Annotated in this window: 15 protein-coding genes; 5 read left to right on the forward strand and 10 right to left on the reverse strand. The window is 62.9% G+C overall.

Translation table 11 applies throughout. The annotated features are described in order from the left end of the window. The first annotated feature begins 23 nt into the window (after positions 1–23). Positions 24–560 (forward strand): transcription termination/antitermination protein NusG, encoded by a 537-nt coding sequence (nusG, locus tag LCM24_RS08690; protein ID WP_090477942.1) that lies wholly within the window; start codon positions 24–26, stop codon positions 558–560. A gap of 79 nt (positions 561–639) precedes the next feature. Here nusG and LCM24_RS08695 read toward each other — a convergent pair whose 3' ends face one another. Beyond that, positions 640–1422, reverse strand: a complete 783-nt coding sequence (locus tag LCM24_RS08695) for a CPBP family intramembrane glutamic endopeptidase (protein ID WP_224803671.1) — start codon at positions 1420–1422, stop codon at positions 640–642. A 113-nt stretch (positions 1423–1535) separates the two neighbouring features. After that, positions 1536–2192: a PspA/IM30 family protein gene (locus LCM24_RS08700; protein WP_224803672.1), complete on the reverse strand. Its 657-nt coding sequence runs from the start codon at positions 2190–2192 to the stop codon at positions 1536–1538. A 443-nt stretch (positions 2193–2635) separates the two neighbouring features. Between LCM24_RS08700 and rplK the strand changes: the two genes are divergently transcribed. Together rplK and rplA are read left to right on the forward strand one after the other, a co-directional pair. Continuing rightward, a complete protein-coding gene (gene rplK / locus LCM24_RS08705) occupies positions 2636–3067 on the forward strand; it encodes a 50S ribosomal protein L11 (protein WP_090477950.1) in 432 nt (143 codons plus the stop codon). A gap of 4 nt (positions 3068–3071) precedes the next feature. Further along, positions 3072–3764 (forward strand): 50S ribosomal protein L1, encoded by a 693-nt coding sequence (rplA, locus tag LCM24_RS08710; RefSeq protein ID WP_224803673.1) that lies wholly within the window; start codon positions 3072–3074, stop codon positions 3762–3764. 116 nt (positions 3765–3880) lie between these two features. Here the strand turns inward: rplA and LCM24_RS08715 are convergent, their stop codons facing one another. The 6 genes from LCM24_RS08715 to LCM24_RS08740 all read right to left on the reverse strand — a co-directional run bounded on the left by LCM24_RS08715 (position 3881) and on the right by LCM24_RS08740 (position 12451). Then, complete coding sequence (locus tag LCM24_RS08715) at positions 3881–6808, reverse strand: DUF2339 domain-containing protein (RefSeq protein WP_224803674.1); 2928 nt, start codon at positions 6806–6808, stop codon at positions 3881–3883. Positions 6809–6864: 56 nt separating this feature from the next. Further along, the gene (locus LCM24_RS08720) at positions 6865–7620 is read right to left on the reverse strand and encodes a competence/damage-inducible protein A (RefSeq protein WP_160594256.1); all 756 of its coding nucleotides are present in this window, start codon (positions 7618–7620) and stop codon (positions 6865–6867) included. A 33-nt stretch (positions 7621–7653) separates the two neighbouring features. Beyond that, entirely contained in the window at positions 7654–9156 is a 1503-nt protein-coding gene (locus tag LCM24_RS08725; protein ID WP_224803675.1) for a flavin-containing monooxygenase, read from the reverse strand. An 86-nt stretch (positions 9157–9242) separates the two neighbouring features. Beyond that, positions 9243–10661: a hypothetical protein gene (locus tag LCM24_RS08730; RefSeq protein WP_224803676.1), complete on the reverse strand. Its 1419-nt coding sequence runs from the start codon at positions 10659–10661 to the stop codon at positions 9243–9245. A 44-nt stretch (positions 10662–10705) separates the two neighbouring features. Beyond that, complete coding sequence (locus tag LCM24_RS08735) at positions 10706–12055, reverse strand: hypothetical protein (RefSeq protein ID WP_224803677.1); 1350 nt, start codon at positions 12053–12055, stop codon at positions 10706–10708. Between the two features lie 96 nt (positions 12056–12151). Next, positions 12152–12451 (reverse strand): PilZ domain-containing protein, encoded by a 300-nt coding sequence (locus tag LCM24_RS08740; RefSeq protein WP_224803678.1) that lies wholly within the window; start codon positions 12449–12451, stop codon positions 12152–12154. 125 nt (positions 12452–12576) lie between these two features. Here LCM24_RS08740 and LCM24_RS08745 point away from each other — a divergent pair, with 125 nt between their 5' ends. Together LCM24_RS08745 and LCM24_RS08750 are read left to right on the forward strand one after the other, a co-directional pair. After that, positions 12577–13596, forward strand: coding sequence for a LacI family DNA-binding transcriptional regulator (locus LCM24_RS08745; protein WP_224803679.1), 1020 nt, complete (start codon positions 12577–12579; stop codon positions 13594–13596). A gap of 85 nt (positions 13597–13681) precedes the next feature. After that, positions 13682–17011 carry an amidohydrolase family protein gene (locus tag LCM24_RS08750; protein WP_224803680.1) on the forward strand — a complete coding sequence of 1110 codons (3330 nt, stop codon included), beginning with the start codon at positions 13682–13684 and terminating at the stop codon, positions 17009–17011. Between the two features lie 33 nt (positions 17012–17044). On the opposite strand, the gene LCM24_RS08755 is transcribed toward LCM24_RS08750, so the two are convergent. Both LCM24_RS08755 and LCM24_RS08760 read right to left on the reverse strand, forming a co-directional pair. After that, positions 17045–18391: a methyl-accepting chemotaxis protein gene (locus tag LCM24_RS08755; protein WP_224803681.1), complete on the reverse strand. Its 1347-nt coding sequence runs from the start codon at positions 18389–18391 to the stop codon at positions 17045–17047. Between the two features lie 107 nt (positions 18392–18498). Then, positions 18499–20064, reverse strand: coding sequence for a putative bifunctional diguanylate cyclase/phosphodiesterase (locus LCM24_RS08760; protein WP_224803682.1), 1566 nt, complete (start codon positions 20062–20064; stop codon positions 18499–18501). Positions 20065–20114: the final 50 nt, after the last annotated feature.

Genomic DNA, 20114 nt, shown 5'->3' on the forward strand with positions numbered 1-20114 from the left:
CCGACAGGATAAAAGATTAGATCATGGCACGCTGGTACATCATCCACGCCTACTCCGGCTTCGAGAACAAGGTTCGCGATTCGATCATCGCCGAAGCAGAGCGTCTGGGCCTTTCCGAAGGCGTCGAAGAAGTCGAGGTTCCGACCGAAACCATCACCGAAGTGAAGCGCGGCAAGAAGGTCCAGGTCGAGCGCAAGTTCATGCCCGGCTACGTGTTGGCCAAGCTGAACATGACCGACGACGTGTACCACCTCGTGAAGAACACGCCGAAGGTGACCGGCTTCCTCGGCAACAACAACAAGCCGCAGGCGATCTCCGAAAAGGAAGCCGCGCGCTATTTCGGCGGTGTCGAAGAAGCAAAGTCCGCGCCCAAGAAGCAGGTCAATGTCGATTACGAGATCGGCGACCAGGTCAAGGTGCTCGACGGCCCCTTCGCCAGCTTCAACGGCCTTGTCGAGGAACTCGATTTCGACAAGCAGAAGGTCAAGGTTTCCGTTTCGATCTTCGGCCGCGCCACGCCGGTGGAACTCGAATTCGAACAGGTCGAGCTGGTCAAGTAACCGCAAGACATCAGCGATCCGAAAAAGGGGCGCTCCTCGCAACAGAGGGGCGCCCCTTTTCGTATCTGCGGTTGCGCCCTCAGCTGGTGCCGAGCATGCCCAGGCTGTTGGCGTAGGCGAGGCTCATCATGATCGTGTCGACCGCGGCGTGGGCAAGGATGCAGGCCCACAGATTGCCGCCGCACTTTACGCGCAAATAGCCGAGGCCTGCGCCGACGACGCCGGTGATGAGGACGCCGCCCAGTCCCTGGTAGAGGTGGGGGAAGCTGAACAGCACCGCTTGGATCAGGATTACCAGCCATATCTTGTCGCCGATGCCGCGCAGGCGCTGCAGCCGGTCCATCAGGAAGCCGCGATAGAGCAATTCTTCCCCGAAGCCGGCCGCGAACCAGGCGACAAAGACGATCCACATGACGAAGCTCGTCGGGCTTTCGGTCACGAAATCCATCACCGCCACGACATTGGGCGTATCGATACCCAGCTGGCTGACTAGCCACGATCCCGCCTGGAACCACGCGATGATAAGCACGGTCGCGAGAGAGGCGAGGGCGAAGGTATTGCCCCAGCTCTTGGGCGCGCGCAGGTTCCACGCAGCAGCCAAGTGGCCATCGCGGCTTAGCCAGAACCAGCACAGCAGGAGCGCGGCGGCCATGCTGCCCGCGACCGATCCGATCAGTCCTTCGGACGTCATGCCCAGCATGAGCACCGCTGGCACGGATGCCAGGAAAAAGACCACCGTTACCGTCACGAACTGGAGGATGAAGCGCCCCCAGCCGAGCGTGCCGGGCACAGCCGCAGCTTGCGAAACGGGCGAATTCTCGACCCCGGTCAGGCTGTTCTCATTGGTCGCGGTGCCCGTCATTCCTACCCATCCCCTGCTGGTGTCCCGGATGCATCCCGCACCGGGCGCGCTGCATCAAGTCGGGGCGGGGGTAAATCCCCAGCCTAGCACCGGTTCGGGCCGCGCCGGGATTGTCAGGCGGATGTGCCGGAACCGGCGCGCAGCGCGGCCAGCTCGTCTTCGACCGCGTTTTCGCGGCGCATATCTTCCAGTTCGCGGTCGACGGCGGCCTTGCGGGCGGCAGCGTGCGATCCGTCGAGAGCATAGCCGGTGCGCTTTTCCAGCGCCTCGATATGGCCGAGCCGGCGATCTACGGAGCTTTCGGCGGCAGCGGTCCGGCTGGCGACGGGCGCAAGGCGGTCTGCCGCCAGCTGGTCGGCCAGGCGCGTGCGCACGTCGTCACGCTTGGCTTCGAGTTGCAGTTCGAGTTCCTGCATCTCGATAAGGCCTGCCTCGATGGCGGCGATCTCTTCCTCGATCTTGCTGACGGAAAGCCGGGTATCCTCGCGGGCGATCAGCGCTTGCCGGGCAAGATCCTCGCGGCCCTTGTTCATCGCCGACTTCGCCTTGTCCTGCCATTCGTCGATCTGGGCGCGGGTATCTTCGAGGCGGGCGTCCAGCCGGGTCTTGTAACGGCGGGCCTTGCTCATATCGCCGGTCAGGCCGACCAGCGCTTCCTCGATCTCGCGCTGCAGGCGCAGCAATAGCTTGGCCGGATCGGACGCCTTGTCCAGCGCGCTCGACACATTGCTCGAGATGAGATCCCTCACTTCGATTGCAATACGAAACATTTCCACCACCCCTCAGTAAAAGTCCCGTCGTATTCTATATTCGAGTCCTTAACAGAACCTCTTGTTCGGGAAAGGGAAGAATTTACCGTATCTGTAGATGACGGTTTCCTACAATTGGAAGCGGCGGGTAAATCGTCTGGTATGCAAAAGCCCCTCAATTCCGCTGTAGATGCTCTCCCAAGTCCCTGTCATCGCCTCGGCAGATTTATGCTCCTGAACCCTGTTCCACATGTTCCACTCTGTAGGGCAGTGCGCGGGCAAGTCCAAATGGCGTCCAACACGGCGCTTCAGGCTTGCAATCGGGCGCAGAATCGCTATGTGCGCGCCTTCCCAAGCCCATGGCTAGGATACCCACGCGGGAGGTCTGCTTCGCGGACCGCTCGACCGCTTAACATGAGGCCGCCCTCGCAAGAGTGCTGCCGACAGTGTGAAAGGAGGCCGTAATGGCCAAGAAGATCGAAGGCTATATCAAGCTGCAGGTGCCCGCGGGCACTGCAAACCCGTCACCCCCGATCGGCCCGGCACTGGGTCAGCGCGGCGTGAACATCATGGAATTCTGCAAGGCGTTCAACGCAGCCACGCAGGACCTCGAAAAGAACGCTCCTATCCCGACGGTCATCACCGTCTATGCCGACCGTTCGTTCAGCTTCACCACCAAGACGCCGCCGGCTTCCTTCTACCTGAAGAAGGCCGCGAAGCTTAAGTCGGGTTCGAAGGAGCCGGGCAAGGTTTCCGCCGGAACCATCAAGCAGAGCGCGGTGAAGGAAATCGCAGAAGCCAAGATGGCTGACCTCAATGCGAACGACATCGACCAGGCAATGAAGATCATCGAAGGCTCCGCGCGTTCGATGGGCCTCGAAGTGGTGGAGGGCTAAGACCATGGCAAAGCAGACCAAGAACCAGCAGGTTCGTGCCAAGCTCGACAGCGAAAAGCTGTACACCGTCGACGAAGCTCTCGCCACGCTGCGCGAGCACAAGGCGAAGTTCGACGAAACCGTCGAAGTCGCGATGAACCTGGGTGTCGACCCGCGTCACGCCGACCAGATGGTCCGCGGCATGGTTTCGCTCCCGAGCGGCACCGGCAAGGACGTCAAGGTCGCCGTCTTCGCTCGCGGTGACAATGCCGAGAAGGCAACTGCCGCCGGCGCCGACAAGGTCGGTGCGGAAGACCTCATGGAAGACATGCAGAACGGCAACCTCGACTATGACCGCGTGATCGCCACGCCGGACATGATGGGCGTCGTCGGTCGCCTCGGTAAGGTGCTGGGTCCCAAGGGCCTGATGCCGAACCCGAAGCTGGGCACCGTGACCCCGAACGTGGAACAGGCCGTGAAGGACGCCAAGGGCGGCCAGGTCGAATTCCGCGTCGAGAAGCAGGGCATCATCCACTCGGGCATCGGCAAGCTGTCGTTCAAGGACGACGCGCTGAAGGAAAACTTCAAGGCCCTGACCGATGCGATCGTCAAGGCGAAGCCGACGGGTGCCAAGGGCAAGTACGTCAAGAAGGTCACGCTGACCTCCTCGATGGGTCCGGGCCTGAAGGTCGACCTCGGCGAGGTGGAGGGAGCGTAAGGCTCTTTCCTACCCGCTCACTGATAGCGCATCGCCGCGCTCATGCAGCGAAGCGGTAGCGCAAAAGAAACGGGCCGGGGGGAAACCTCCGGCCCTTTCTCTTTGGGGCGTGCGCGTCAGTCTTGCGGGGCGGCACGCAATTGGCGTTTGTAGAACCAGCCGATCCCGATCAGGCTGGCACCCAGTGCGAGGAAGCTCGCCACCTGCAGCAGGCCTTCGAGACCTGCGGCATCGAAGCCGAAGACCTTGATGACGGTGCCGGTCATCAGGACCAGCGAACCGATCCTCCAGCTGCGTTCGCCGCGGCGGCTGCCGATCATGAGGAATGCGATGCCGAGCAGGATACCGAGAAGCGAGCGCAGGAGGTCCTCGGTCTGCGTCATCGGGGTCTCGACCAGGTAGCTGCCCGCGAATACCTGCCGCAGCAGGGCGATCGCGCCGACGCTCACGACCAGCACGATCGCTGCGTCGATGGCACTGCGGAAACGCGGCACCCACAGGCGGAGAGACAGCAGGATTGCGGCGGCGACCACTGTCATGGCGAGGGCGAGATTGGCGATCGGCACTGGGCCTACCGCCTGCATGGCGAACAGCGGATTGTGCCAGAAGCCGGTAAAGAGCGTGAAGTGAGCCAGCGCGGTGACGGCCAGCAGGCTCGCGACAAGCGGGCTGGAACGCAGGCTGGCAATGCCCTTGGCTGCCAGCCACGCAGCGCCGAGCAACAGCGTTTCGAGGAGGATGCGCTCTGCCAGACCCGTACGCTCGAATGCGGGCAGCGTCTCGATCGCAAAGACCTGCTTGAACAGGACATGCGCCGTGATGAACGCAGGAACCAGCGCCGCCCAGAACAGCGGGACCGGCTGCTCGAGAATGCGGCCCTCGGTAATCCGCGCCATGGCGAGGGCGATGGCGAAGGGTAGGATAAAGCCGAGGGTTTGCCGGATACTTGGCAAATCCGTCAGCATGAAGGGATCGCCGAACAATGCGCCGCCTGCACCTTCGAGCCAGATGGTGAGCGGTTCGGCGGCCCAGGCAATCGTGGCGAGGACAAGCCCCAGCACTGCCCATTCGCGCTGCTGCTGTTTCCAGCGCAGGAGGATGGCCATGGCAGCGGCCAGCCAGACGGCGGCGATAGGCGGAAGGACCTGCAGCGCTGCGCAGAACACGACCAGGGCGGCAAGGAATTCCGCAACGCTGCGCGGCAGCTTGTCCTTTGCGAAATAGCCGAGCGCCAGCAGCGGCAAGGCGGCCCCAAGCCACCGCAGCAGGCCGAGCCAGTAGGGAGACTGCGTGCTTCCCGTCAGCGCGTCCATCTCGGCCATTCCGGCAGTGGTGCCCGGCAGGCTCAGGATGGAAGCGAAGGCGAATGCGGACGCGGTAGCCAGGAAAGCGGGATGTTCCGCCAACCGATTACGCAATGTCCAGACGATCGCAGCGCCGATGGCGCCAAGCGCGATAGGCAGGGTCCATTCGGGGAGCAGGCTGTCGGCGGCAAGTCCCGCCAGCAAACCGGCGGACGCAAGATTGAGCGCGACGGAAACACTGTCGGCGCGGCTCCAGAGGGCCTTCGCCCCGGCGACGGGCAGGGCGGCGAGCGCAAGACAAGAGATGCCCGCCAGCAAACTCGAAGAACCATCCAGCGTCAGCGCGCCGGTGAGACCAAGTCCTGCAGAAACCGCGGCGACCATGACGCGGTCGACCAGCTGGTCCTTGTCCTTCAGCACATGGAACAGCGGAACGCCCGCAAACATGGCTGCAAGCGCAATCAGGACTGCGATGAAAGAGCCGGTTGCAGGATCGCTCCAGAAGGCGAGCAACAAGATGCCGATGGCTGCGGCCACGGCATTGGCAGGGCGCATCGGCGGCTTCTGCCAACCGAAAAAGGCCAGCGATGCCCCCAGCAGGAGATACAGGCCCCATGCCAAGGGCGAATAGCCGCCCTCGTCGACGAGCACGGCCAGCTGGAGACTGGCGATAGCCGCTGCGGCCAGCCGGAGGGGCTGCTCGAACTTCTCGCTGGCGAGGAAAGAGGGAAGGATCGCGCCGAGCAGCACGAAGAACAGGCCGAGCGCGACGATATCGGTCGCGGAAAAGCCCGTGCCGGTGAGCAGCAATCCGCCCCACCCAAGGCCGCCGATGAGGGCCGCCATGCCGAGCCACGGGCGACGCTGGCGATTGCCGGTCTGGGTGAGACCACCCGTCACCAAGGCGAGGTACAGGGCGAGGAGCGGGAGGTTCGCCTCTTCGCTGCCTACCAGCGCAGGCGCGGCGAAGCCGCCTACAAGGCCCAAGACTGCGCTTGGCAGGCCGAACCGGTAGGACAGGGCAATCGCGAGGGCCGTGACGGCCGCAAGGCCAAGGAAGGCGAAGGTCTGTCCGATGAGCCCGTACTGCGTGCCGGCAAGATAGAAGCCGGCGTAAAGGGTGGCGAGGCCGGCCCCTGCGAGGGCCTGGCATACGCGTTCGTCGCCCACGCGGTCGGCATTGCGATAAGCCGCCTCCGCCCCGCCGAGGAGGCCGATGCCGAACAGGAAGGACAGTGCGACCCGAACGCTGGAAGTCAGCAGGCCCGCTTCGATCGAATACCGGACCAGCAATACGCCCGCGACTGCAAGCGTGACGCCGCCCATCCAGACGAAGAGGTTGCGTCCGAAGATCTCCTCGAAATCGAAGGAGAACCGCTCAAAAAAGCCCGGCTTGTCGGGGACGGTGGGATCGGGAGTCTCATCTGGCTGGTCCGACGCCTCGCTATGCGCTTGGGCCGGGACATCCTCTGGAGCACCGACGAGCTTGACCGATTTGGGAACGGAAACAGAGCGCGCAGCAGCGGGTTCAGGCGCGTCGCGGACCTCATCTGCAACAGGCTCTGCTGCAGCGGGCGCCTCCTCACGCTCGGGCGCCGTGGCCTGAGCGCCTTCTCTAAGGAGCGCGTGCACATGATCTAGCGACCCCTCGAGCCCTTCGAGGCGCTGCTGGAGGGCGCGCAGATGCGTGCGCTGGTAGAATGCGACCCCGAAGAGGACCAGGATAAGAAACCAGTCCATCAAACCCCCTTGTCTGCAATCAGGCTAGCGCGAGTGCAGCCCAAGGCAAGCGGAGATCAGATTCCGCCGGGGGTAAATTCGAACCCTTCTTCGGTCAGGCGCTCGCACAATTCCGCCATGCAGGCATCGAGTGCGGCGCGATCGGTCGACCGGATGACGAAGTTCGACCCCACCTTTCCTTCGCGGAAGAAGGGATAGCTGCCGATCTGGCATTCGGAATGCGCCTTCTCCACGTCGCGCAGCTGGGTGGAAATCTCGCTTTCGGGAATGAAGCCGCCCACCGTCTCGCTGAGCAAAGGCTCCCCGCCTTCGAGCGTTCCGGTGAGCGCGTCGAGCATGCCTGCGGTGATATGCGGGACACCCGCCATGAGGTGCAGATTGCCGACCTTGATGCCGGGAGCGCCGGACATCCTGTTCGGGATCAGCTCCCCGCCTTCGGGCACTCGCGCCATGCGCAGGCGGCCCTCGTTTAGTCCGCCTTTGTCTTCGTAATAGCGTTCGAGGATCGCGCGCGCTTCGGGGTGGATGACGACATCGACACCCAGCGCCTTGGCTACGGCATCGACAGTGATGTCGTCATGCGTTGGACCGATGCCGCCGGTCGTGAACAGGTAATCGTAGCTTTCGCGCAGGGCATTCACTGCCCCGACGATGGTGTCGATTACATCGGGGACCACGCGCACCTCGGCGAGCCTGATATTCTGGACCTGCAGCCAGCTCGCCACCTGGGCGATGTTCTTGTCGTGCGTGCGTCCGGAAAGGATCTCGTCCCCGATAACGACGAGCCCGGCGGTGTAGATGCGTTTGGTCATGCGGACAGACGTAGTGTCGCTTGCTGCGGAAAGCTACTCCGCAGCTTCGAGAGTTTCATCGGGCGATTTGGAATTTGCACCCTTGCGCCTGAAAGCGAGGATCCCGTCGTCGATCGGCTCTTCGCGCATCCGCTTGCGATCCAGGACGTATTCCTGGTTGAGGCGCCAGGGATAGCCGACCGCGTTCTTCGGCATGATGGCCTTGCCGCGCTGGATGTAACCCGAGGAGAAATCGAAGATATCGTCCTCCTCCAGACCGTGGTTCTCCGGGAGTACCGGCACGGCCACGTCGACGCCGACCGCATCCATCTCGTTCAGGACGCGGCAGATGTAGTCGGAGTTGATATCCGCACGCAGGGTCCAGCTGGCATTGAGGTATCCGAACACGACCGCAAGGTTCGGCACGTTCGAGAACATGCAGCCCTTGTAGTAGAAATGGTCTGCCAGATCGACCTTCTCGCCTTCGAGCGACAAGTCGATCTTGCCTGCCACAGCCAGCTTGAGACCGGTCGCGGTGACCACGATATCGGCGGGCAGGAAGGTGTCGTCCTGCAACCGCACGCCGCCTTTCTCGAAGGCCTTGATATGACCGGTGACCACGTCCGCCTTGCCGCTCTTCAGCGCTTGGAACAGATCGTCGTCGGGGACGAGGCAGAGGCGCTGGTCCCAGGGATCGTAGGGCGGGGTGAACGGGGTCAGGTCGTAATCCTTGCCCATCGACTTGCGGATACGCTTGTGGAGACCGTCTTTCACCTTCTGCGGCTTGTTACGCGCCATCTTGAAGCTGAAATCCTGCATCTTGATATTCTTCCAGCGCGTGATGCGATAAGCCGTCTCTTCGGGCAGGACCTTGCGCAGGAAATTCGCGAGCGCGTCTTTCGCAGGGCGCGAGAACATCCAGGTCGGCGTGCGCTGGAGCATGGTGACCTTGGCCGCCTTGTCGGCCATTGACGGGACGATCGTGACGGCAGTCGCCCCGGATCCGATCACGACGACCTGCTTGCCGGTATAGTCGAGATCTTCGGGCCAGAATTGCGGGTGGATCACCTGGCCTTCGAATTCGCCGAAGTCGAAACCCGGGTCGTAAGGCTCGTCATAATCGTAATAGCCCGAGCCGAGGTACAGCCAGTTTGCCGTCAGGTGCTTGCGCTCCCCGTCCTCGCCCTCGACGGTAACGTGCCAACGCGCGTCCGCACCGCGCCAGTCGGCCGCGATGACCTTGTGCCCGAAGCGGATGTGTTTGCGGATGCCGCGCTCGTCGGCGATCTTCTCGAGATAGTCGAGAATGGCCGGACCGTCGGCGATCGACTTTTCGTGCTTCCACGGCTCGAAATCGAAGCCCAGCGTGTGCATATCGCTGTCGGAGCGGATGCCGGGATAGCGGAACAGGTCCCAGGTGCCGCCGAGATTTTCGCGCCGTTCGAGAATCGCATAGCTGCGATTCGGCGATTTTGCCGTCATGTGCGCTGCCATGCCGATGCCGGAAATACCGGCACCTACGATCAAAACATCGAAATCAGTGGCGCGGTCGCTCATTGGTCTGTCTCCCATGACAGGCAAGCTAACCCATCATCAAAGGAAGCGCCAGTCTCAGTTGCTTAAAGCAACTGGATTGTCGTGCGCTACGGCTTCGGCGTCTGTTTGCCATGGCGGGATTGTGCGGCGAGCATCCTCCGCCTCTCCCCGGGCGATTGCGCGAGAAATTCGGCCACGGGTGCCTGGCTGTCCGCAGTCCGGTCCAGCGCCGGCGATGTGAAGACCCTCTTCAAGGCCAGGACCAGCACGAACGGACCGATGTAGAACGGCATCTGGCGGGCCAGCGTGACCAGCGTCCCGTCGCGAAATACGTGGATCGCCGTCGCGGCAATCAGGGCGTAGAGTATCTGGCGAGCGGGCGTAGCCCTGGGGCCAAGGAGCAGCAGGAATGCGGTGGAGTAGAGCAGGGCGAAAACCAGCGCCTGGATCGCCACACCCGGATAGCCGAGCGCCATCCAGCCCTGGCCAGGCAGCGATCCGGTCATCCCGATCGGAGTGCCGTAATCCCACAGGCTGAAGAACTGGACGGGGGACCCGACCGGCTTGTCCTTCCAGATGACGCGCGGAACGGGTTCCGTGAAAATCTGCAGGTTGCTGGCGAAATAGTCGTAAGTGCCCGTACGCTGCGGAACAGCATAAACAATGTACTCGAAATACTCGAGATTTGCGAAATCCATGCCTTCGAAAGGCCTGAGCTCGATGTTGTTTGCGTAATCCGCCTCTCCGGCCTGCCCGGCAAGGCCGCGCAAGGAGGCGCCCCGGTCCAGAACGATCTGGTTGAAAGCCAGGATTGCCAGCAATGCGAGCGCTGCCGCGCGCCAGTCGACCCAGCGCCTGCGATACTCCAGCAATGCCAGGATCCCGATTGCAATCGCCGTATAGATGATCGGTCCGCGCGTGCCCCCACCGCCTTGAAGGATCACGAAGACAGCAAAAAATGCCCAGCTCCACCAGCGATACCGGGCGAGCCAGACGAGGAGCACGGTTATCGGCGCAAGGATGAGCGCCGCATCGGTGAACCAGCCGACCGCATCGGTGTTGATCGCCGCGCCGGTGGACAGGTCGCGCACCATCGAGCCGTAATTGTCGGCTTGGCGCTGCCAATTGCCGAGCTGTGACCAGATGGCCAGCGGCGCAAGAATGGCGAAGACCATCAGGATAGGGCGCTTCATTGCAGCGCGCGCGCTTTCGAAGCGATCCTGCTCCAGGGCGACCGGCAATCTCGGGGCGACATATAGCGAGGTGGCCACGAATACGATCATCGCGAGGTTGGTCGCCAGGATCACGGTAATCTTGTCGCTCATCGAAGGCTGGAAATCGTAGACCCGGTAAACGAAGCTGAAGTCGTAGATGCGGGCGACGATCGGCCTGAACACGAAGACAAGGCCGTGAAAGGTCAGATAAAAGGTCGCCGGGTGCATGATGCAGGCCGATGGATGGCGCAGGTAGACGACGCTCGTCACCAGGAACGTCAGAAACGATGCGAGGAGCAGCAAGTCGTACACGGCGGGGGCAGGGTAGGCCCCGAGCGCGCTGCCCGGCAAGGCGCTCAGCGACTTCTCCGCAATTCCCTCAAGGCCCAGGCGACATCGCCAATCCTGTCGCGCGAGAACAGACTTGCGATAAATTCGCCCACGCCAAGGTTGGACATCCGCAACGCCCCCCTGAACGCAGGGACGAGGTGAAACAGTTCGGCCAATACGATCGGCGCCAGGACCAGTGGCAGGGAAAAGCCCCGGTCGGCGAGGCTCGCAGCCAGGATCAGGCCTGCCAGCGAGGCGATGAAGTACCACGCAACCGTCGTGCTGTGACGATTGGCTGCTGCTATCATTGCAAAGGGAGCTGCGGCCAGTGCGCGCAGCCCGGCGGCAAGGAGGAGGACCGAGGCAACCTCCGGGTCGAATGGCGCCTGCGCGCGGGTGAAGATGCGCTGCGCCAGATCGCCGAAGACAAGCAGGGCGGCAGAGAAAGCAACCGCAATACACGCCGCCAGAACGGTCATGACCGCCAGCAGGCGTCTCCTCGTTTCCAGGTCTTCCGGATCGAGGTGCGTGCTTTCATAAAACTGCATGGAAAAGCTGAAGCTGGTGAACAGATCGAGCAGCCGGGTCAGTGTGCGGGTGGCGACAAAACCGGCCAGGAGGATCGCGCCGGACGATATGCCGATCACCATCACATAGCCCTGCAGGTTGAGGCCGTGCACGAGGGGCAGCAGCATCAGGGCAAGTGAAGGGAGCATCAGCGATCTCGTCGAACTCCCAAGCGTGCTCGACGGACCATGGAACATTGCGGGCGCCGTCCTGCGCGCCTGTGCCGCGATCCAGATGGCAGCGGTAATACGCGTTGCTGCCAGTGCCGTCGCTAGGGTTGCGATGTCGTCGGACAGGCTGACCGATAGTGCGATGACCACGATCTCGGCCAGGATACTGGCGGAATTCAGTGCGATGTGGTCGGCATAGCGACCGACCGCGCGAAAGGGTATTTCGAGCGCAGCGACCTGGCTGGTGGCCACGATATAGATCGCAAGAGCGAACAGTGTTTGCTTCAGCGTGTCCGGCGGCACTGACCGTAGAGCGGCGACGGCCTCTTCCGCTTGCGCTACCGCAAGGGGGAAGAGCGCTGCCAAAAGGAGGGTGGCCGCCGAGGCCATGATCCATGATGACCGGAAGTGGGCCCTGGCCAGTGCCGCGTCCCCTTTCTCATGCGCTGCCACTGCCGCCGTGCCGCCCGCACCGGAAAAGCCTGCCGAGACGAAACCGAAATAGGCGGGCAGTGCAAACAGCAGCAGCCAGGCGCCCACGCGCTCTGCCTCCCAGCTCGCAAAAAGGATCGGCAGCGTGAGGAACTGTGCTGCGATCCGTGTGGCGAGCGAGCCGAAGTTCGCGGCGGCCCCTCGCAAGATGCGTTGCCGCGCCTTCACGATAGATCGCCAGTCATGATGCGGCCTCTGCGCGCGGCTAGGTCGCGCTGCAAAACCGCAGGGGGAAGGTGTTGCTCAGTCCTCGTCCTGGGACATGAAAGCGACGATATGGCCGAGCACGGCCTCATGAAGCGGCTGGTCGAACTCGGCGCCCACGAGGCTGCCCTCGCGCCACCGGATATGGGCGTGCAGGGGGCCGATATTGCCAAGTTTGAGCGATACCTCCGTGCCAACCTTGAGCACTGAAAACTTGTCGAAGAACCGGCAGCCGGTCTCCGAGACATCCTTGATCCAGACATCGCGAGAGCCCCCCTGACGCTCCCGATAGGCACCGGCAACGCGTACAAAATGTCGATCCTCGCGCCTTTTTTCCATTCGGCTCCTTCCGGATACCGGACTATTCATCCCACGAGGCAGGAAATGGTGCAAGGGCAGGGCGGCTTTACTCGACGCGTCTTTCCACTAGCTATAGAGGGGCGCCGAGGGAGCGAACGAGAGGTATGACGACAAACAAGCCGCACCGTGTGACGTCGATCGATGTCGCGGAGAAAGCCGGTGTAAGCCAGTCGACGGTCAGCCGGGCCCTGTCGGGTTCGGAAACGATTACCGAAGCGACGCGCCGCAGGGTGGAACAGGCAGCCGCGGAACTGGGCTATCACGTCAACATGCGTGCTGCCGGCCTACGCAAGGGCGAAACCGGCAGCATCGCCATCGTGGTGATCGGTCGCGAGGGTCAGGGTCCCGCGGCGATCAATCCGTTTTATTACAGCCTGCTGGGAAGCACCTGTGCTGCGGCTGCCGAGCGCGGGTACGAGGCGCTGGTGTCGTTTCAGGCGCAGCAAGACGAGTTCTTCGGTCACTATGTCGCCCGGCGCCAGGCCGATGGCGTGGTCGTGATCGGCACGGCCACCAACGGTCCGGCATGGGACTATTTCCGCAGCGTGGCGGACGAAAGCTCTTCCATCGCGTTCTGGGGCTCTCCCTTCGATGATGCAGTGTGGGTCCGGTCGGACAATATGGCCGGCGGGTGCCTCGCCGTCGAACGGCTGGTCAAGGGAGGTGCGAAGGACATAGTCTTCGTCGGCGATCCTAATTCTTCGCAAAAGCAATTCCGCGAACGCTTCGAAGGATACCAGGCCGGTATGAAAGCGGCGGGGCTCGAGGCGCGACCGGCATTCGTCTCGGTCGGGTCGGACCGCGTTTCCCAAGGACGCAATGCGATTATCCGCCTGACCGAGAGCGGTACGAATTTCGACGGCCTGTTTTTCGCGTGTGACGCCATGGCACTTGGCGCGCTGGAGGAGCTGGCCTTGCGCGATCTCAACGTGCCCGTCGATGTCGGTGTGGTCGGCTTCGACGGTCTCGGATCCGGTGAATTCAGCAATCCGCCACTGACCACGGTCGAGCCGGATTTTGCAGAGGCGGGCAGATTGCTCGTCGAAACCGCGCTGGCAGGCGAGGGAGAGCAAGGCGTTAGGCGCGTGCCGGTCAAGCTCGTCGAACGATCGAGCGTTTCCTGATTTCAGGTCGTTCGTCGAACGTCCGTTTGCAAAGCGCCTCGCCCCCGGTCTAAGCCGCTCCCGTATTTCCGGGAGAGAGACCGTCATGAAATCGAGTATTGCCTCCACCCTCGCGCTGGTCCTTTGTGCGACTGCCGCCCATGCGCAGGACCCCGAGCCGAGCCCCAATCCGGTCGAGGAGCAGGAGGTTGATGCCTCGCAGGACGCATTGCCGCCGGACGGTAGCGGAGAGGTTGTGGATGCAGCGCCGGCGACGGTGCCGATTGCGGGTCAGGAAGCCAGCACCGAAAAGTGGGATGTCATGGCGCCTGCAGGCACCGTGCTGAAGGAAGTGCCCATTCGCACCGACGAGGGTACGTGGATCGATGTCGACGTTTCGCCCGATGGGCGGACACTCGCATTCGCGCTGCTTGGCGATATCTATACGATGCCGATCACCGGCGGTACTCCGACCCGCATCGCGGAAGGCCTCGCATGGGAAGTCCAACCTCGCTTCTCTCCCGACGGCGCCCGCATTGCCTTCACGTCCGACCGCGGAGGCGGCGACAACATCTGGATCATGAACCGCGACGGTTCGGACAAACGGCAGGTCACGAAAGAAGACTTCCGCCTGATCAACCAGCCAAGCTGGTCACCCGACGGGCGTTACATCGTGGCGAAGAAGCATTTCACCACGCAGCGCAGCTTGGGCACAGGCGAAATCTGGCTCTACCACGTCTCGGGCGGTGGCGGCGTCCAGCTGGTGAAGCGGGCCAGCGAGGCGCTTCAAAAAGAGCTGGGCGAACCGATCTACGCGCCTGACGGTAATGCGATCTACTACACCCGCAATGTCACGCGCGGACCGATCTTCGAATACGCACAGGACAGCACGCAGGGCATCTTCAATGTCGAACGGTACGACATCGATACGGGCGAAGTGACGACCGCAGTCGGCGGGTTCGGCGGATCGGTGCGTCCGACGCCTTCACCCGATGGCAAGAGCATCGCTTTCGTGCGCCGCGACAAGGACCAGTCCCAGCTGTGGGTCAAGGACATCGCCAGCGGCCGCGAGCGGATGGTGTACGGCAAGCTCGATCTCGACATGCAGGAAACCTGGGCGGTCTACGGCGTCTATCCGATGATGGACTGGACGCCCGACAGCGCGTCCATCGTGACCTGGGCGGGCGGCAAGCTTTGGCGCGTCGCTGCCGACGGTTCGGGGGCGAGCGATATTCCGTTCCGCATCGACGATACGCGCGCCGTGGCCGACGCGCCGCACCCCGTCATCGAGGTTGCACCCGACACCTTCACCGCCAAGATCCCGCGTTTCGCCACCGTCTCGCCCGACGGGCGGACGATCGTCTTCGAAAGCCTTGGCAAGCTCTACACCAAACCGGTGGGTGGCAACGCCGCCCCGCAGCGCCTGACGTCCGGCAATGAAGATACGCTGGAACTATGGCCGACGTGGTCGCGCGACGGTTCGCGCATCGCTTTCGTGCGCTGGAGCGATGAAGGCCTTGGCCAGATCGTCACCGTGGATTCCCGTGGTCGCGGCGAGCGCACCGTGACCCGCCAGCGCGGACATTACGCGGTGCCGCAATTCTCTCCGGACGGACGAACGATCGCCTTCGAGAAACGCGGCGGCGGGTATCTTACCTCGCCCGACTTCTCCGAGAACGAGGGGGTCTATGTGGTCGCTGCCACTGGCGGCGATGCGCGACTGGTTACCCGCAATGGTTCGACGCCGCAGTTCGGTGACGACGACGACCGTCTCTTCATGCTCGCCAGCGCGGACGGCAAATTGCAGCTGATCTCCAGCGATATCGATGGCGAAGCCCGGCGCGTTCACGCGCAGGGCGAGCTGGCCAATGATTTCCGCGTAAGTCCGCGCGGCGATTACGTGGCTTTCAGGCAGAACTATGAAGTCTTCGCCATGCCGCTACTTCCCGGCGGGCAGGCTGTGACAGTTGGCGAAAAGGCCAGTTCGCTTCCCGTCACCAAGGTTAGCACGGGCGGGGCGGATTACATCGGCTGGACCGAGAACGGCTCGACCCTGCACTGGTCGATGGGGCCGACGCTCTATAGGGCCAGCACATCGGCGCTGACACCGGGCGCGCCGCAAGCCGAAGACGCGCCCAAGTTCTCGCCGCCGGACACCGGTACGTCGATGGCGCGCACAATCGCGGCCGACAAGTCGAGCGGCCTGGTGGCCATCACCGGAGCGCGCGTGCACACCATGGCCGGCGATGGAGCCGGAACTATCGAGAACGCGACAATCCTCATCGACGGCGACCGTATTGCCGCGATTGGTCCTGCATCGCAGGTCAGCGTGCCGAATGGAGCCGTGCGTGTAGACGCTAGCGGCAAGACCATCATTCCCGGGCTTGTCGATGCCCATGCGCACGGGCCGCAGGGGACGGGCGATCTCATTCCCCAGCAGAACTGGTCGCTCGTCCAGAACCTGGCCCTGGGGACGACTACGATCCACGATCCCTCGTCGTCGGCCAGCATGATCTTTGCTGCGGCAGAACGCCAGCAGGCCGGAACGCTGCTTGCCCCGCGCATCTTTTCGACCGGCGAGATCATCTACGGAGCCAAGGCGCCCAGCGTTTATGCGCGCGTCGACAGCTATGAGGATGCACTGGCCCATGTCCGCCGGATCAAGGCGCAGGGCGGGATGTCGGTAAAGAACTACAACCAGCCCCGCCGCGAACAGCGCCAGCAGGTTGCCGCCGCTGCACGCGCGGAGAACATGCTGGTCGTGGCTGAAGGCGGTTCGCTGTTCGGCATGGACATGAACCTGATCGCAGACGGCAACTCCACGCTGGAGCATAATATCCCGCTCGACGTGATGTACGAGGACGTGTTGCAGATGTTCGCGCAGTCGGACACGAACTACACGCCCACGCTCACGGTCACTTACGGCGGTCTCGCCGGGGATCCCTATTGGCGCCAGGCTACCGACGTCTACGACAATCCCCTTCTGGTCCACACGCCGCCCAAGCTGCTGCTTGCCAGCACCGCGCGGCGGACGAAGGCTCCGGAATGGGCTTTCGTCGATGACAATTCGGCGCGCGAAGCCCGGAAGCTGGCGCAGCGGGGCGTGAAGGTCAGCATCGGTGCCCATGGCCAGCAGCCAGGCATTGCCGCGCACTGGGAATTGTGGAGCTTCGCACGCGGCGGCATGAGCCCCGTGGAGGCCCTGCGTGCCGGCACGATCGAGCCCGCTCGGTCCCTCGGCATGGAGCGCGACGTCGGCAGCCTCGAGGTCGGCAAGCTCGCCGATCTGGTGGTCCTGACCGACGATCCCGCCACCGACATCCGCAATTCGGACAATATCGACCAGGTCATGCTGGGCGGCCGCCTCTTCGACGCGCGCACCATGAACGAGGTCGAAACCGGCAGCGCCAAGCGCATGCCTTATTGGTGGGAGTGATGACAGTCGCGGGAGTAGCCCCGCGACATATCCTCAGCCCGCGCGTACGTTGACGAGGAAACTGTCGACGCGGCTGCGCAGGGTCGAGGCCTGACCTTCCAGATCGTTGGCCGAGGCGAGCACCTGGCTTGCCGAAGCACCGGTCGCCAGATTCGTGTCGCGCATCGTGCCGATGTGGGTCGCGACATCGTCCGTACCGCGAGCGGCGAGGTCGATGCTGCGCGCAAGGTCCTGACCGGCCACCGATTGCTGGTCGACCGCACTCGCGATCGAGATGGCTGTCGTCTCCAGCTGCTTGATCTGGTCGCCGATCGAACGCAGCGCATTCACGCTGGCTCCGGTGGAATTCTGCATGGTGCGGATCTGCTCGGCGACTTCTTCGGTCGCGCGGCTGGTCTGGGTGGCCAGTTCCTTGACCTCGCTTGCAACCACGGCGAAGCCGCGGCCCGCTTCACCGCCACGCGCGGCCTCGATCGAAGCATTGAGCGCGAGCAGGTTTGTGCGTTTGGCGATGGACTGGATCAGTTCCACGATCTGGCCGACCTGTTCGGCCGACGAGGCGAGGGCGGAGATCGTCTGGTCGGCGTCGCCTGCATCATCGGCAGCCTTGCGCGCCAATTCGGCAGAATGCGCCGCCTGGCGGCTGATTTCACCGATCGACATGGCAAATTCGTCCGAAGCGGCAGCGGCAGCAGTGACACCGCTGGATGCCTGCTCCATGGCGCCGCTGACTTCCGACGCCTTGATCGCGGCCAGTTCGGCGGTAGCGGCCATTTCTTCGGCGGTACGATGAAGCTGGCTGGACGCAGCCGCAACTCCCGAGACGACTTCGCCGATTTCGTGCTCGAACGATCCCGCCAGCTTCGCGATGTCGCGCTTGCGGCGTTCGGCGGCCTCCTTGCGGCCTGCAAACAGTTCGTCGAGCTTGTGACCCGACTTCAGGAAGATTTCGAGGGCACGGGCAAGATCGCCGATTTCGTCCTGGCGTATTGTGCCGGTGATGGAGATATCGCGATCGCCCTTGGCGAGGGCCTTCATTCCGGTGGCGACTGCCTTCAGAGGACGGATCGTGTCGAGGATCATGCGACGGGTCGCAAGATAACCCAGCACGAGGCAGATAACCGCGGCGAGGATGATCAAACCGCTCATGAAGGGCTGTGCGGCATCGCTGCTAAAGCCGACATAGGCGAACACCGAGATCAGGAAAGTGCCGATCATGGGTGCAAGCACGGCGAGTTTCATCTTGTTGGCGAGAGTTTGGGAATTGAACCACCGCGCCAGCCAGTAGCGGTATTCTTCCACTTCCGGCGCCTCGTTCGAAAGGCTGACACTCGCGATCTCGTCGGACAGATCTTTGTCGAAATTGCTGATGGCGTTCATGGTTACCCCTCTGCGGAACATCTCGTGGTAACCAGACAGGCTTTAGATATGGTAAACGCGGATTTGGTCCCGCCGGTCTTTCTTTAACAACCGCGCGTTAAGCCTGGTCAGGCTGCGTTGGCCTTGCCGCCCTCGATTGCGGGAGCGGGCGCGATCGCAATCGGCCGATCGAGGTGCTGCTCGATTTCTTCGGCAGGCATGGCCTTAAAATAGAGCCAGCCCTGAATCTGGTCGCAACCTGCAGCGCGCACCATGTCGGCCTGTTCTTGGGTCTCCACGCCTTCGGCAGTGACGCCCATCTGCATGGCGCGGGCGACCGTGATGCTCGACAACATCATGGCCCGGCTGGCATCATCTTCGCCTGCCTGGACGACAAGGCTGCGATCCAGCTTGAGCTTTTCGAAGCGGAACTGGCGCAGGAAACCGATCGAGGCATAGCCGGTGCCGAAATCGTCGAGCGCGACGCGCACGCCGAAGCCGCGGATGACGGCCAGGCTGCGTTCCGCCACGATCGGGTCGAGCACGAGGCAAGTCTCGGTAATCTCGAGCTCCAGGCGCTCCGGATCGAAGCCGGTTTCTTCAAGGATATGGCCGAGCTGGATCGGGAATTCGGGGTTGCGCAGCTGCGCAGCCGAAATGTTGACCGACAGGGTGATGTCGTCCCAGGCCAGGGCATCCTGGCAAGCCTTGCGAAGCACCCACAGGCCGATCGGATTGATGAGGCCCGATTCTTCGGCGACCGGAATGAAGATGTTCGGACCGACACGTTTGCCGTCCGGACGCTCCCAGCGCATCAGGCATTCTACCGCAACGACCTTGCGCGTCTGGCTGTCCACCAGCGGCTGGTAGTTGAGCCGGAATTCTTCGTTGGCGAGTGCGAAACGCAGCTCGTCGTCCAGTTCCTTGAGCTGTTCGCGGCTCTGGTCGAATGCTTCGGAGAACCAGGTGCAGCGCATTCTACCGCCGCGTTTGGACGCATACATGGCAACGTCGGCGCGGCGCAGCAGTTCGCTGGAAGTGAGGCTGTCGCGCGGGATGCGGCGGACAAGGCCGATGCTGGCGCCAAGCGTCAGGCGCCGCTCTTCGACAGCTACCGGCTTGGCGAGGCGCTCGATGATACGGCGGCAGATGCCTTCGAGCAGCGTGCCCGCGAGATTGCCCGACATCATGATCGCATACTCATCGCCGCCGAGACGATGAACCTGCGCATTGCCGTCGCAAATCTCTTCGAGGATGCGTCCCACTTCCTTGATCGCGGCATCGCCGACGAAGTGGCCGTAATGATCGTTGAGCAGCTTGAATCCGTCGAGATCGATCATCGCCAGGGCGACTTCCTGCTCGTTACGGATCTCGCGCTGGATGCCGAGGTGCAAGGCGCGTCGATTGGGCAGGAGCGTCAGGCTGTCCGTATTGCTGAGCGTCTCGAGGTTTTTCATGTGGCGCGCGCCCATAAGCCCGAAGACTGCCGTTGCGACCGTATAGGCGGCGGTACCGGCGAGGAAGACCAGGGGGATGACTTCAAGCGAATTGTACATCGCCATCGTCGCTCCGACGGCGGTTGCGCACACGATCCCAGCGAGCACCACCATCGGTGCGAACAGCAAGAATTGCGTGCGGTGACTGGTCTTGTCACTCAGCTTTGCCACGCGGTTCGCCCCCTGAATAAGCGTCATCTTCAAATCAAGTCCACGAGACTTAGAGCGCAATGCCTAAGGAACGGTAA

Origin of the sequence: Qipengyuania aquimaris (assembly GCF_020171965.1) — a bacterium.
Taxonomy (GTDB): Bacteria; Pseudomonadota; Alphaproteobacteria; order Sphingomonadales; family Sphingomonadaceae; genus Qipengyuania; species Qipengyuania aquimaris_A.